General features: G+C 68.1%; 16 protein-coding genes and 1 pseudogene. 14 read left to right on the top strand and 3 right to left on the bottom strand.

All coding sequences use genetic code 11. The annotated features are described in order from the left end of the window. The 10 genes from tuf to VKV26_01695 form a co-directional block, all read left to right on the top strand. The coding region (gene tuf / locus VKV26_01740; protein ID HLZ68607.1) for an elongation factor Tu at positions 1-129 on the top strand (129 nt) is incomplete at its 5' end. Between the two features lie 6 nt (positions 130-135). Beyond that, positions 136-300 (top strand): 50S ribosomal protein L33, encoded by a 165-nt coding sequence (gene rpmG / locus VKV26_01735; GenBank protein ID HLZ68606.1) that lies wholly within the window; start codon positions 136-138, stop codon positions 298-300. A gap of 154 nt (positions 301-454) precedes the next feature. Continuing rightward, on the top strand, positions 455-778 hold the full coding sequence (gene secE, locus VKV26_01730) for a preprotein translocase subunit SecE (GenBank protein HLZ68605.1): 324 nt from the start codon (positions 455-457) through the stop codon (positions 776-778). 77 nt (positions 779-855) lie between these two features. Next, positions 856-1,497, top strand: coding sequence for a transcription termination/antitermination protein NusG (nusG, locus tag VKV26_01725; GenBank protein HLZ68604.1), 642 nt, complete (start codon positions 856-858; stop codon positions 1,495-1,497). Between the two features lie 89 nt (positions 1,498-1,586). Beyond that, the gene (rplK, locus tag VKV26_01720; protein ID HLZ68603.1) at positions 1,587-2,015 is read left to right on the top strand and encodes a 50S ribosomal protein L11; all 429 of its coding nucleotides are present in this window, start codon (positions 1,587-1,589) and stop codon (positions 2,013-2,015) included. 384 nt (positions 2,016-2,399) lie between these two features. After that, the gene (gene rplA, locus VKV26_01715; protein ID HLZ68602.1) at positions 2,400-3,113 is read left to right on the top strand and encodes a 50S ribosomal protein L1; all 714 of its coding nucleotides are present in this window, start codon (positions 2,400-2,402) and stop codon (positions 3,111-3,113) included. A 287-nt stretch (positions 3,114-3,400) separates the two neighbouring features. After that, positions 3,401-3,931 (top strand): 50S ribosomal protein L10, encoded by a 531-nt coding sequence (gene rplJ, locus VKV26_01710; protein HLZ68601.1) that lies wholly within the window; start codon positions 3,401-3,403, stop codon positions 3,929-3,931. A gap of 63 nt (positions 3,932-3,994) precedes the next feature. Next, positions 3,995-4,393, top strand: coding sequence for a 50S ribosomal protein L7/L12 (gene rplL, locus VKV26_01705; GenBank protein HLZ68600.1), 399 nt, complete (start codon positions 3,995-3,997; stop codon positions 4,391-4,393). A gap of 94 nt (positions 4,394-4,487) precedes the next feature. Continuing rightward, positions 4,488-5,183, top strand: a complete 696-nt coding sequence (locus tag VKV26_01700; protein ID HLZ68599.1) for a LysM peptidoglycan-binding domain-containing protein — start codon at positions 4,488-4,490, stop codon at positions 5,181-5,183. Positions 5,184-5,233: 50 nt separating this feature from the next. Beyond that, positions 5,234-5,788 carry a hypothetical protein gene (locus tag VKV26_01695; GenBank protein HLZ68598.1) on the top strand — a complete coding sequence of 185 codons (555 nt, stop codon included), beginning with the start codon at positions 5,234-5,236 and terminating at the stop codon, positions 5,786-5,788. A gap of 310 nt (positions 5,789-6,098) precedes the next feature. Here the strand turns inward: VKV26_01695 and VKV26_01690 are convergent, their stop codons facing one another. The 3 genes from VKV26_01690 to VKV26_01680 are packed head-to-tail and all read right to left on the bottom strand — an operon-like array spanning position 6,099 to position 10,016. Further along, a complete protein-coding gene (locus VKV26_01690) occupies positions 6,099-8,072 on the bottom strand; it encodes an ABC transporter substrate-binding protein (protein HLZ68597.1) in 1,974 nt (657 codons plus the stop codon). 33 nt (positions 8,073-8,105) lie between these two features. Beyond that, positions 8,106-9,029, bottom strand: a complete 924-nt coding sequence (locus tag VKV26_01685) for an ABC transporter permease (GenBank protein HLZ68596.1) — start codon at positions 9,027-9,029, stop codon at positions 8,106-8,108. A 24-nt stretch (positions 9,030-9,053) separates the two neighbouring features. Next, positions 9,054-10,016 (bottom strand): ABC transporter permease, encoded by a 963-nt coding sequence (locus tag VKV26_01680; protein HLZ68595.1) that lies wholly within the window; start codon positions 10,014-10,016, stop codon positions 9,054-9,056. A gap of 399 nt (positions 10,017-10,415) precedes the next feature. Here VKV26_01680 and VKV26_01675 point away from each other — a divergent pair, with 399 nt between their 5' ends. The 4 genes and pseudogenes from VKV26_01675 (at position 10,416) to VKV26_01660 (ending at position 13,217) form a co-directional block, all read left to right on the top strand. Then, positions 10,416-10,739: a hypothetical protein gene (locus VKV26_01675; protein ID HLZ68594.1), complete on the top strand. Its 324-nt coding sequence runs from the start codon at positions 10,416-10,418 to the stop codon at positions 10,737-10,739. 32 nt (positions 10,740-10,771) lie between these two features. Beyond that, a complete protein-coding gene (locus VKV26_01670; GenBank protein ID HLZ68593.1) occupies positions 10,772-11,761 on the top strand; it encodes an RNA polymerase subunit sigma-70 in 990 nt (329 codons plus the stop codon). 107 nt (positions 11,762-11,868) lie between these two features. Next, a pseudogene (locus VKV26_01665) lies at positions 11,869-12,978 on the top strand (ISAs1 family transposase). Positions 12,979-13,016: 38 nt separating this feature from the next. Then, complete coding sequence (locus VKV26_01660) at positions 13,017-13,217, top strand: hypothetical protein (GenBank protein ID HLZ68592.1); 201 nt, start codon at positions 13,017-13,019, stop codon at positions 13,215-13,217. The last annotated feature ends 488 nt before the right edge of the window (positions 13,218-13,705 follow it).

Here is a 13,705-nt window from a genome sequence, read left to right as displayed (position 1 = left end):
CCCGGCGACAACATCCAGATGCAGGTGGAGCTGATTCAGCCGGTGGCGATCGAAGAGGGCTTGCACTTCGCCATCCGCGAGGGCGGCCGCACCGTCGGCGCCGGCGTCATCACCCAGGTCGCGGAGTAGGCCGGCATGGCGAAGAAGGAAGACCGGCAGATCATCCACCTCGCCTGCACCGAGTGCCGCGAGCGGACCTATACGACGACGAAGAACCGCCGCAACGACCCGGAGCGGCTGGAGCTGCGCAAGTATTGTCCGCGCTGCCGCGGCCACCGGCCGCACCGCGAGACCCGCTAACGCCGGCAAAGGCGTACAATTTATGATGGCCGCCGACGGCCATGTGCGCCATGTGCAAAGAGGGGCGGGGGCGCCGGTCGCCCCCGCTCTGCCGGTACGGTCAGCCTTTGCGGTTCGCCCCGCAGCAACCAGTCAGCGATGAAAGGCCGCGACCATGAACCGTGAGGCACGCCGCCATCCGCCGCAGGCGAAACCCGGACGAGGCGGCAGAGCAAGCTCGGCCCGCCCATCCTTGAGCACCGGCGGGGTCAGCAGCGGCCGCGGTGGGGCACGGCTCGGCGGCGCCGGGCGCTCACTGTTCCGCGCCAACTGGCTGCAGGACATCTGGTCGGAGATGAAGAAGGTGCAGTGGCCCACGCGCACCGAAGCGTGGCACCTCACCCTCGTCGTCATTCTCGTCTCGGTCGTCGTGGGCGTGGCGCTGGGCGGCATCGACTCCGGCTTCGGCTGGTTTATGGAACACACCGTGCTCAAATAGCCGCCCTGCCCGCCGCTCGGCAGGCGCGGGGCAACGGCGGCGCGGCAGGCGCTCGCGCCGCCTCAAGGACCACGATCATGGCGGTCAACACACGCAAACGCGCGGAGGACGAGGCCGCGGACGACGCCGGTTCGGCGCCGCCCGCGGTGGATGTCGATCTCAGCGCCCAGGACGGGCGCCAGTGGTACGTCATCCACACCTACTCCGGCTACGAGAACAAGGTCAAGGCGAACCTCGAACACCGCATCGAAAGCATGGACGTGCAGGATCGCATCTTCCAGGTCGTGATTCCGACCGAGGAGGAGATCGAGATCCGCGACGGTCAGCGGCGCATGGTCTCGCGCAAGCGTTTCCCCGGCTACGTGCTGGTGGACATGCTGGAGCTGCGCGAGGGCGATGAGGCCTCGAACAAGGCTTGGTACGTCGTGCGCAATACACCGGGCGTGACCGGCTTCGTCGGCTCGGGGAACAAGCCGGTGCCGCTGGAGCCGGCCGAGGTCAAGAAGATCCTCAACCTGATGAAGGCGGAGGAGCCGCGCGTCAAGGTGAGCTTCCAGATCGGCCAGCAGGTGCGCATCATCGACGGGCCATTCATCGACTTCACCGGCGCGGTGGACGAGATTAACGTCGAGAAGGGGAAGGTCAAAGTCCTCGTCTCCTTCTTCGGCCGCGAGACACCGGTAGAGCTGGACTTCTTGCAGGTAGAGCAGGCCAGGTAGCGCAGCAAACCGCCGCTTGCTGCACAGCATCGCCCGTGCCGGCGCCGTCTTTAATCGAGGCGCCGGCACGGCCATGAAGAGGAAGGACCGTGGCAAAGAAAGTCCGCGCCGTCGTCAAGCTCGCCATTCCCGCGGGCAAGGCAAGCCCGGCGCCGCCGGTGGGCCCAGCGCTCGGCCAGCACGGCATCAATATCATGGGCTTCGTGAAGGAGTACAACGAGAAGACCGCCTCGCAGGCGGGCACGATCGTGCCGGTGGAGATCACCGTCTTCGAGGACCGCTCCTTCACCTTCATCCTGAAGACGCCGCCGGCCGCCGAACTGCTGAAGAAGGCCGCTGGCGTGGAGAAGGGCAGCCGCAGCCAGAGGAAGGAGCTCGTCGGCTCGGTCACGCAGGCGCAGTTGCGCGAGATCGCGCAGGTGAAGCTGAAGGACCTGAACGCCTACGATGTAGACGCGGCGATGAAGCAGATCGCCGGCACCGCCCGGCAGATGGGCATCGAGGTGAAGCCGGGCTAATCGGCCCTCATCCCCCGGTGCATGCCTCTTGCTCCCAATCCTGGGAGAAGGAGAGATCTTCGGACGGATGGATTGAGATCAAGGCGGGAACCAAACGTCTCCCCTCTCCATTCCATGGAGAGGGGCCGGGGGTGAGGCCACGCGCCCTTCGCGCCTCGCGGCGCGACCAGCAGCGCAGGGTTAATCCGGCGTGGCCCGGAACTTCCTCCTCCCGATCGCCCCTCTCCTTCTCCCAGGACTGGGAGAAGGACCAGAGGAATGAGACGGGGGTGAGGATGAGGGTCCGCACCAGCCCCGCAGCACGCAGTACCTCCGCCCATCTAATCATCCGGGCGAGAGGGAGGGATGGCCGCCGGAGCGCGGCGCCCGCAGGAGGTTTGGGCCATGCCGAAGCGCGGCAGGAAGTACGTGGAGGTCGCGAAGCTCGTCGACCGCGGCAAGCTCTACAGCCCCGAGGAGGGGATCAAGCTTGCCAGGCAGGCGCACTTCGCCAAGTTTGACGAAACCGTCGAGGTGCACCTGCGCACCGGCCTGGACCCGCGCCATGCCGACCAGCAGGTGCGCGGTACGGCGCTCCTGCCCCACGGCCTGGGCAAGACGGTGCGCGTGCTCGTCTTTGCCGAAGGCGAGGCTGCCCGCATAGCGCAGGAAGCCGGCGCCGATTTTGTGGGCAGCGATGAGCTGATCGCCCAGATCCAGGGCGGCTGGACCGACTTCGACGTGGCGCTGGCCGTGCGCGACCTGATGGGCAAGGTCGGCCGCCTCGGCCGTGTGCTTGGCCCGCGCGGCCTGATGCCCAACCCGCGCTCCGGCACCGTGGTCGAGCCACAGGACGTGGCCCGTGCCGTCAACGACGCCCGCCAGGGCCGCGTCGAGTTCCGCCTGGACCGCACGGCGCTGATGCACGTGCCGATCGGCAAGGTCAGCTTCGATGAGTCCGCCCTGCTCGGCAACATGGCGACGCTGGTGCAGGCGATCGTGCAGGCCAAGCCCAGCGGCGCCAAGGGCCAGTACATCCGCAGCATCACCGTGACCACGACGATGGGTCCCGGCATCCACCTGGACCTGACGCCGACGCTGGCTTTGCAGTCGCAGTAGCGGCGCGATCGGCTATACTGGCCAAGATACAATCGCATACCGCCGAACACGCGTAGCCAGAGACAGCAGGCGGCCCTCGGGCCTTAAACCTCCAGCCTGCCGAGGCGAGCGGATCGGGCACCGGCAGCCGCAGCGCGCTCGCGCCGCGACGCCGTCCTCGGATCCTCGCGCCTCGCCAGCGCGGGGGTTTTTGTCTGGCAGAGACCGGTGGAAGGGCTGCCCAGGGAACGTGCCGCGCGAGCAGCCGGCCACGGCGGCAGACGGAGATGGGAAAGGGGGCACCTATCGTGCCAACGGCACGCAAGGAGCAGCAGGTCGAAGAGCTGCAGGCACTCGTCTCGCGCGCGACGATCACGATCAGCACCGGCTACCGCGGCCTCAGCGTAGCGGAGATGATCGTGCTGCGCCGGCGCATGCGTGACGCCGGCGTCGACGTGCGCGTGGTCAAGAACACGCTGCTGAAGATCGCCGCCGAGCGCGCCGGCCAGCCGAAAGTCGCCGAGTTGGGCAGCGGCCCCACGGCGATCCTCTTCGGCTACGGCGACGTGGCCACGCCGGCCAAGGCGGTACAAGAGTACGTGCGCACCGCGCGCACCGCCCTCACCGTCAACTCGGCGTTCATGGATGGGCAACTGCTCAGCGCCGGCCAGCTGGGCGACATCGCCAATCTGCCCTCCAGGGAGCAACTGCTGGCGAACCTCATCGGCGGGCTGCGCTCGCCGGTCGCGGCCTTTGCCAGCCTTTTGCAGGGCACGATCCAGCAGTTCGCCGGCCTGGTCGAGGCGCGGGCCAACCAGCTCGAGGGCAGCGCGGCGTAGCCGCCGGCGCAGACAACAGGACGAATCCTCGGCGAGTGCCGGGGCAGAGGAGGAACGGACGAGATGGCAAGCGAGCGTGTGCAGCAGGTGATGGACATCATCAAGGAGATGACGATCCTCGAGCTGCGCGACCTGAACAAGCAGATCGAAGAGGTCTTCGGCGTCACGGCGGCGGCGCCGATGATGATGGCCGCGGGCGCGGCGCCGGCCGCGGGCGGCGCGGCGGCGGCCGAGGCGCCGGTCGAAGAGCAGACCGAGTTTACGGTGATGCTTACCAACTTCGGCGACAACAAGATCGGCGTGATCAAGGCCGTACGCGAGGTGACCTCGCTCGGTCTGAAGGAAGCCAAGGACCTGGTGGAGAGCGCCCCCGTTGCCGTCAAAGAGGGGATCACCAAGGACGAGGCCGAGTCGATCAAATCGAAGCTGGCCGAAGCCGGCGCCGGCGTCGAGGTCAAGTAGAACCTTCGGCCCTCACCCCTGCCCCTCTCCCAATCCTGGGAGAGGGGTGTTCGTTTATCGCGCGGCCAATGGTATGGACGGCTGTTATGCTATAATGCCGTTCGCGATGGAAGACGCCGAGCCACGCCTTTGCCGCTACTGCGATCGCGACGCCACCCACACCTGCCCGCGCTGCGGCTCGGACTGCTGCGACGACCACGGGCGCGATCTCTGCCAGGCCTGCCTCGCGCCGGAGAGCGCCCTGCCGTCGAGCACCATCTTCCGCGGCTCGCTTGTCGCGCTGGGCGTCGCGGCGCTGGTCGCCGTCTGGCTGCTGGTCAAGCCGCCCACCTTGCCCGGCGAACGCCGGCTGGCGCAGGCGCAGGGCCAGAACCCCGCGGCCGTGCAGCCGGCCAGGGGCCAGCCGGGCGCCGGCAGCTCCGCCGTGCCCACACCGCTGCCCACCGTAGCCGTCAGCCCCTCGCCCGTGGCCGCCCGCTCGTATACCGTGCTCTCCGGTGATACGCTCAGTGGGATCGCGAGCAGCTTCGGCAGCACGGTCGCGGAGATCGAGGCGGCGAATCCGGGTGTGACGCCGGCAAACCTGAAGCCGGGGCAGGAACTGGTGATTCCCCCGCCCGGCGGCTTCCCGACGCCGTCGCCCACGCCGAGTCCGACCGCGACGCCGACGGCGACTCCTTCGCCCACCGCAACGCCGTCGCCCACGGCAACGCCGGCCGGCACGGCCACGCCGAGCGCAACGCCGACGCCCGCGAGCACGCCGAGCCCCACACCCACGCCCGCCGGCTGAGGCCGGCCGCGGCACGAGGCACGGGGACAAGTCGCAGGCGGAGCAGTACTGTGCCCAATCTCAGCCCGCGCGGACGGCTGATCCGCGATGCGATCTTCTACACCCCGATCTTCGTCCTCTGTGCCGTGGTGCTGCTGCTGATGATCGCCGGTGTCATCGACCGCGCGATCATCGGCATGGTGCTGCTGGCGATCGTCACCTTTCTCTTCGGCTATCAGAGCATCCAGACGCTGCGCGACCTCAGCACGAAGCCGGGAACCTTCGAGGGGCCGATTGCGCGGCGCTGGACGAAGCGCGACGGTTTCGTCGTGAAGACGCATTATGTCGCGGTGAACAAGGCGATCTTCCGCATCCCGGTCGAGTCGTACCTGGATCTGAAGCCCGGCGACGTGGTGCGCATCGAAGCCTATCCGCACACCGGCCTGGTGCTGCGCTGCGAGCGCACCGGCCGCCCGGAGCCCGAGCCGCCGCCCGCGGCGCCCGGCGCGGCCGCGCCCGCCACCGGCCGCATGCGCACGCTGCGCACCGCCCGCCTCAGCCCGTCTTCTCGCGAGCGGCGCGAGGCCGGCGACGGCAACTCGCCAAAGCCGGAGGAGCCACAGTAACGGGACGACGCGGCCCGAGTTGGCCCTCACTCCCCCGTCCCCGCTCTCCCATACACAGAGTTTGAGCGATCCGCCGCCTGCAACGAGCGTATGGGAGAGAGGGGCGATCCGGCGCAGAGCGCGCCGTGGCGCCAGAGAGTACGCGGCGCGCTGCTGGTGGCTGGCGCCGCCCCGGGCCGTTCGCGAACGGCCCTATCATGTCTGATAGCCCTATCAGCCCTGGACCTTCCTCCCCAGGATCGCCCCTCTCCCTCTCCCAGAATTGGGAGAGGGAGAGGGGACGGGGGTGAGGGTGAGGGCCGCCCCGCCGCTACACCGGCTTGCCGCCGCGGCCGCCCGGCGCGTTCTGGTCGATCCAGACGCTGCGGAAGTTGTTGATGCCATAGTAGAAGAGGTAGGCATAGAGGTTGTTGGTTGAGCCGTGCAGCCACGGCTGCGTCACCGTGCAGGCCTGCGGCCAGCCGACGTAGAAGTACGTCACCTGGTCGCGGATGCGCGCATCCACCTGCTTCGTCAGGTCGAGCACGGCCGCGGGCGAGGTCGCGGCGCCGAGCTTGTCGAGCAGCCCATCCAGCTCCGCGTCGTTCGCCTGGCCCAGGTTGATGCCGCCCTTGGAGTGCAGGATCGGGTAGGCCAGGCTGTAGGCGTCATAGCCGGTCGCCGTCGTCTGGGCGATCAGATCCTGGAACGAGTGGTTGAGGCCGTCGTTCGTCTGCGAGAGCGCGTCCACCAGGTTGAACTGCAGATCGACTTTGAGGTTCTGCTTCCACTGCGCCTGTACGGCCTTGTACGCCTGGAACTGCGGCGTGCCCTGCAGCGTGCTGGAAAGCTCCAGTTGAATCGAGAAGCCGTTCTCGTGGCCCGCCTCTTTCAGCAGCGCCTGCGCCTGCTGCGGGTTGAACTGGTACCACGGGCCGTACTCTTTCAGCGCCGGCGGCACGGGCAGGCCCATCAGGTCGAAGGCGAAGGGGCCGCCGCCCGGCACGCCGGCGCCGCTGAACACATTCTGCATCACCGCCTCGCGGTCGACGCCCATCGAGAGGGCGCGACGGATGCGGATGTCTTGAAACAGCGGGTTCTTGTAGTTCCAGAGCATCATCACGGGGAACGTCGCCCAGAGGGCGTTGACCGTGACCAGCGTCTCCGGCCGGCCGGAGAGCACCTCTTTCAGGATCGCGGGATCGAGGTAGGTGATCGGGTAATCGTCGGTGGACCCGGCGATGAAGGCCGCGCGCGAAGCCGCGTCGGAGGAGAAGTACTGCAGCATCATCGAGTCCATGAACGGCATCGGCGTATTCTTGTACTTGTCGGCCATCCAGGTCGGGCGCTGCACAAAGTTGGGGTTGCGCATGGCGATCGCGTGGTCCTGGTACTTGCTCTCCTTGTTGAAGAAGGCGCCGGTGCCGATCGGCTGCGTCTTGAACAGGTCCTGGTTTTCGAAGTGTTCTTTGGCGAAGACGAGGTAGTAGGGCGCCGCCGTGATCGCGTCGAACGTCACCTGCGGCTGCTTCATGTCGAAGCGCACCGTGTTCTTGTCCGGCGCCGTCACTTTGTCGACGTATTGCAGCCCCTTGTTCCAGATGCTGGTGTCGATGTAGCGCTGGAACGAGTAGACCACGTCGTCGGCCGTCATCTCGCGGCCGTTGACCGGCGCGATGTCGTGGAACTTGACACCGGGTTGAAGCGTGAAGGTCCACGAGCTGAAGTCGGCGCTGTGCTCGCTCTTTGCCGCCAGGTCGGGCTCGATCGAGCTGCCGTCGAGGTTGATGCCGGCGTGAATGGCGAGACGCCACAGCCCCTGCAAATAGAGCGAGGCGGGCGTGCCGTTTTGCGTCTTCATCAGGTCGTAGTTCGAGGGGATGTTGGCCACGGAGATCGCGTGGCCGCCCGTGGTCAGCGGCGCGTCCCAGTTCACACGGCGCCAGTTGTACTTGTAGACGAAGGGGAACTGCTCCCAGAGCGGATCGACCTGGGCGCTCGCCACACCCTGCTTGTAGGGCGGCGTGCCGGTGTTGTCCTTGAAGGTCGAAGCCGCGCCGGTGGGCGCCGGCGTCTGCGGCGTGTACGCCTGGCCGCTCTTGCCGCCGCCGGAACTCGCGCTCCTGTTGTTGCTGCTGCCGCCGCAGGCCGCGAGAAACGCTGCCATCGCCGAGCTGCTGCCCAGCGCCAACAGCGAGGCGCCCTTGAACGTGGTGCGGCGCGACAGCCGCCTCCTCATCAGCTCGCGCCCCTCCAGCAGCCGCTGCTCGCGGTACTGGCCCAGCTCATGTGTGGTGTCGCCCATTGCTCTCTCCTCCGGCCCGCGCCTCGGCGGGCGCTACGAACCGCGCAGACGGGGGTCGAGGATATCGCGCAGTGAATCCCCGAGCAGGTTGTAGGCGAGCACGGCAAGGGTGATGGCGATACCCGGCGCCAGCACCAGCCAGGGCGCCGTGACCATATAGGTGGCGGCCGAGAGGTTGAGCATCGAACCCCAGTCGGGGTAATCGCCGTTGATGAAGCCGAGGAAGCTGAGCACGGCCAGCAAGAGGATATTGGCGCCGACGTAGGCGGTGGCGAAGACGATGATCAGCGGGTAGAGATTCGGCATCACATGCGTGATTACGATGCGCAGCGGCGAGGCGCCGGTCACGCGCGCCGCCTCCACGAAGGGCTGGTCGCGCAGCGCCAGCGTGGCCGAGCGGAACAGCCGCCCGGCCGCGGGCGCGAAGAGCAGCGCCACGGCCGTCACGATCACCACGCGGCTGCCCTGGTACAGCGCCGCCAGCACCAGCAGGATCACCAGCACCGGCAGCGCCTGGGCGGCGTCGGTGATGCGCTGGAAGACCAGATCGAACCAGCCCGCGGCGTACCCGGAGACAACGCCGAACAGCACCGCCAGCGCCACGCCGAACACCGTCGTCGCCAGGCTGAGCGTCAGGCTCAAGCGCCCCGCGAACAACAGGCGGCTGAACACGTCTCGCCCGGATTCGTCCGTGCCGAAGATGTGCGCGGACGACGGCGCCATCAGTCGCGGCGCGGTGAAGAGCTGGTCGTAGCCGTAAGGCGCGATCAGCGGCGCCAGCAGGCAGAGCGCCCAGATCACCACGAGCAGCACCAGCGCGGCGGCGCCGAGCGGCTTGCGCCGCGCCAGGCCAAGCAACCGCGACGGCGTCAGCAGGCTCGCCCGCGCGCCCCTCCGGCGCATCTCCCGCGGGAGACTCTCGGCCTGGGCCGCCGCGGTCTTGGCCTCGCCAACCATCGTTTCGCCGTCCGGGCTGCCGCGCTACGCGAAGCGGATGCGCGGGTCCACCACGCCGTACGTCAGATCCGTCAGCAGGTTGCCGACCACGAGCACGACCGAGAAGATCAGCACGTTGGTCTGCACCTGCGGATAGTCACGCTGCAGGATCGCGGTAAGCGTGAGCTGGCCGGCGCCGCGCAGGTTGAAGATCTGCTCGACCACGACCGAGCCGGTGATCACCACCGCGAGCTGCGTGCCGATCACCGTGATCACCGGGATCAGGGCGTTCTTCAGCGAATGCACCATCACGATGCGGCGCAGCGCCAGGCCCTTCGCCCGCGCCGTGCGGATGTAATCCTGCCGCAGCACATCAAGAATGGCCGTGCGCGTCAGGCGCATGATCAGGCCGGCGCTGGCGGCGGCAACCACCAGGGCCGGCGCCACGAACTGCTCCAGGTTGGTGAGCGGCTGCGAGAAGATTGGGTGCGAGCCGCGAGGGAACGAGTAGCCGAACCAGCGCGAGGCGAAGACGATGATCAGCAACGCCAGCCAGAAGTTGGGCACGGCCAGCGCCAGGATCGCCAGCACACGGGAAACGTAGTCGAGCGGCGTGTCCTGGAACACGCCGGAGAAGGCCCCGATGGGGATGCCGATCAGCACGCTGAAGAACACCGCCAGCAGGCCCAGCTCGATCGTGACATCCATGCGCTCGCTGAACTGCGCCAGCGTGTCCTTGTTGGTGAGGAAGCTGCGCTGGAAGTCGCCGTGCGCCAGGCGGTTGACCCAGCGCACGAACTGCGAGGGGATCGAGCCGTCGATGCCGAGCTGGTGGCGGAGGGACTGCAGCCGCTCGGGGCTGTACTGCTGCCCGGAGAGGCCGGAGGACTGGATCTGGGCGGTCAGCGTGTCGCCGGGCACCAGGCGCAGCAGGATGAAGGAAAGGAAGGCCACGGCGATCAGCGTGGGCACCATCAGCAGCAGGCGGCGAACGATGTAGTTGCGCACGGTCCACCCGCTCGGTTGCTGCAGGAACGGCTCGCCTGCGGGACTTGGGTTATCTATACACTGTGCGCACAACCTGTCAAGGCGGGCTGCAACCGGCCGGAAACGGGCGGCAGATTTACGGAAGTCTCAGCGGCACCCCCGTCCTGCCGGCAGCATCGAGCGTTGAATCGCATCGGCGCACGTGCGTGGCACCCAACCGAGCCTGCCAGTCTGCTGCGCCGTTCGTTCGAGCCGCGCGATCGCTCCTTGCTGCGCGTTCCCGTCGCTTCGCCGGCGAGCGTGGCGATAGGCATGTGCCTGCTACCGTCGCGGCAGCGATGAGTTTAATCAACCCGGCGAGTTATACGGGTGAGCGCCACGAAGGCGCGACGCCATGCATACTCGCCGGGAGGTCAAGCCGTGCGTCAGGTACTGGTTCGCTACAAGGTTAGGCCGGAAGAGGCCGCACACAACGAGCAGTTGGCGCGGCAGGAGTTCGCCGGGCTGCAGCGCACCGCGCCCGCCGGCATTCACTACGCGACCTTCGTGGAGGTGGGACGATGCCAGCTTCGTCCACGTCGCCATCACCGAAACCACAGGCGACGGGCGCAGCCCCTGTTGGAGGTCGAAGCCTTCCGCGCCTTCCTGGTCGGCGCTGAACAGCGCTGGGAGCAGCCACCGCAGACAACGGTGCTGCGCGAGGTCGGCGCCTACGGCCTCTGGCCGGAGGCGACCGGGACGTGACGCTCGAGACACGAACGGATGAAGCTGCCGGCATGGAGAACGACACTCTGGCCGCGGCCCGGGCAGGCGACGAGCGCGCCTTCGCCGCGCTGACGTTGCCGCTGCACTCCGAGCTGCACGTGCACTGCTACCGCATGCTCGGCTCGCTGGACGACGCCGACGACGCGCTCCAGGAAACGCTGCTGCGGGCCTGGCGCCAGATCGCTCACTTTGAACCGCGCGCCCCGCTGCGCGCCTGGCTCTACCGCATCGCCACCAATGTCTGCCTGACCGCGCTGGCGCGCCGCGCACGCCGAAGTGAGGTTTTCGCGGCAGACGTGGAGGAGGACGCCGTGCGACTGACGCCCTACCCGGATCGCCTGCTGGATGAGTCTGGGTCCGATTGGGCGGGGCCGGAGGCGGTGATCGAGCAGCGGGAGAGCGTCGAACTCGCCTTCGTCGCCGCGGTGCAACTGCTGCCGCCGCGGCAGCGAGCAACCCTGCTGCTGCGCGACGTGATCGGCTATCCGGCAGCCGAGGTCGCCACGATGCTGGTGAGCAGCGTGGCAAGCGTTAACAGCGCCTTGCAGCGGGCGCGCACCACGCTGGAACGCGAACGGTCGGCCGGGCGCGTTACCCGCAGCCACACCTGGGCAGGCACCGCGTTCGAGCGGGCCCTTGTCCGCCGTCTGACCGACGCCTGGCATGCCGCCGACGTGCCGGCAATCGTCGCGCTGCTCACCGAGGATGCCGTCTTCTCGATGCCGCCGCAGCCGGATCGCTACGTCGGCCGCGCCGCGATTGGCGCCTTCCTGGCCAGCGTGCCGGCCGGCGGTAGGCTCGATCGGTACCGACTGGTAGCGACCCGCGCGAACCGCCAGCCAGCGCTGGCCACCTATCGTCGAGATGGCGACACCGGTGTCTTCCGCGCCCACGGCATGCTCGTGTTGGCGCTCCAGGGCGAGGCGATCGCCTCGATGGTGGGGTTTGTGAACCCTGCTCTGTTCGCTGCCTTCGATCTGCCGGCTGCGATCGAAGGTTGACATGCAGGGCCAACGCACCGTATGCGGAGCAGTTCGCCGGCTGGTAGGCTGCGGGGAACCAACGTCCACCCTGGGAGGAAGCGACGGCGCCGTCGGCGTCCCTGGCCGTGAGCACGCATCCTGCCGGTCTGCTCGATCCGCGCGTGGACCGCACCAAGATGCATCCCTTGCTCAGCATCGTCACCATCGCGCTGTGCGCCATGCTCTGTGGCGCCGAGTCCTGGGATGAGATCGCCGTCTTTGGCGAGACACGCAAGGACTGGTTCGCCGGCTTCCTCGACCTGCCGCATGGCATCCCGGCGCACGACACCTTCAATCGCGTCTTCGCCGCGCTAGATCCTGCCGCCTTTCGCACCTGCTTTCTGCCCTGGACCCGGGCGATCGCCGGCGTGCTGCCAGCCCAGGTGGTGGCCGTGGATGGTAAGACCCTGCGCGGCTCGCACGACCGGCCAGCGGGCAAGGACCCGATCCATCTGGTCAACGCCTGGGCGACCGAGGCCCGGCTCGTGCTGGCCCAGGTCCAAGTTGCCGACAAGTCGAATGAGATCACCGCGATTCCCGAGTTGTTGCGGCTGCTCGCGCTCAAGGGCTGTCCGGTCACGCTCGATGCCATGGGCTGCCAGCGCACGATCGCCGGGCAGATCGTCGCGCGAGAGGCGGATTACATCCTGGCGCTGAAGGCCAATCAGGAAACGTTGGCCCAGGACGTCCGTGACAGCTTTGCCCAGATGGCCGGCGCGGCCGTGGGGCTGGACTATGCCGAGGCGTGGGACAAAGGACACGGGCGGGTGGAGGTCCGCCGCAGTTGGGTGCTCCGCGACCCGGACGTGCTGGCCTAGCTGCAGGCGCAGCACGCCTGGCCGGGGCTCGCGGCGGTGGGGAAGGTCGAGGCCGAGCGGCAAATCGGGACAACGCGCACGGCCGAGGCGCGCTACTACTTCCTCAGCCGGGCGGTGCCTGCCGCGACGCTTGGAGCGGCAGTGCGCAGTCACTGGGGAATCGAGAATCAAGTGCACTGGGTGCTGGACATGAGCCTCCATGAGGATCAAAGTCGCGTTCGCGACGGCTATGCCGCCGAGAACCTGAGCGTGCTCCGGCAACTCGCGCTCAACCTGCTGCGCCAGCAGCCAGCAAGCAACCGGCTCAGTCTGCGGGCCCGGCGTGAGCAGGCCGGCTGGGATCAGAACTATCTCCTGCAACTCCTGTCATACCTTTAGATGCGTTCGCCCTGGTGCCGAACGCGGAGCGATGTGCGATGGCTTCCTATTTCCTGGACGAGTACGTGGAGCGCGTGCTGCGTACCAGTTCCCGACCCGCACACGACTTGCAGCTGCAGCAGCGCGCCGAGTGGCAGGCGTTGCAGCGGAGTGGGCGCCAGAGCAGGTTGCTGCGCGGCGTCCCGGCGCTGCTGCGCGCCCTGCGCATACCCTTGACGCCTTCGTGGCGGCGGCCCTGATCGCGCTGATCGGTGTCGCTGGGGCGCTGCTGATTCACGACGCTGATGCCGCCGCCACATTGCGCGGCGCCGCCGAGGCATCCGAGCCACGGGCGCGGCCAGAGCAGATGGCAGAGCCGGCGTCATAACCGGTGCCCATGTCTGGGGTCGAGGGTGGCGAGATCACCTGGACTGATTTCGGCGCTACCGGGGGAACGCGGTGCGAGCCGTTGCCCGCTGCACCGCTCCAGCCTGGGATGCGTCATCAATCGGTGTGGCCTGCAGGGCGCGCGGCCGGTCGCGTCTGCGCCGCGACGGGCGCAGGCCGTGCGCCTTTGGCCGATCTACGCCCTGCGCCCTCCGGCCTCGCGGGTGTGACAAGTTGTAATGGGTCAAGTGATTAGGCGGCCTGGGCGAGTTGCGTGGCGTGCTGGGCGCGGAGTGCAACCATGACCTGGCCGCCAGCATCCGACCAGCGTGCCCCGGCCCGCTTGAGCCGCTGTTGGATG

This window comes from Dehalococcoidia bacterium (assembly GCA_035310145.1).
Lineage (GTDB): Bacteria > Chloroflexota > Dehalococcoidia > CAUJGQ01 > CAUJGQ01 > CALFMN01.
The sequence above is the reverse complement of the archived record's forward strand: the minus strand, read 5'-3'. Positions and strand labels throughout refer to the sequence as shown.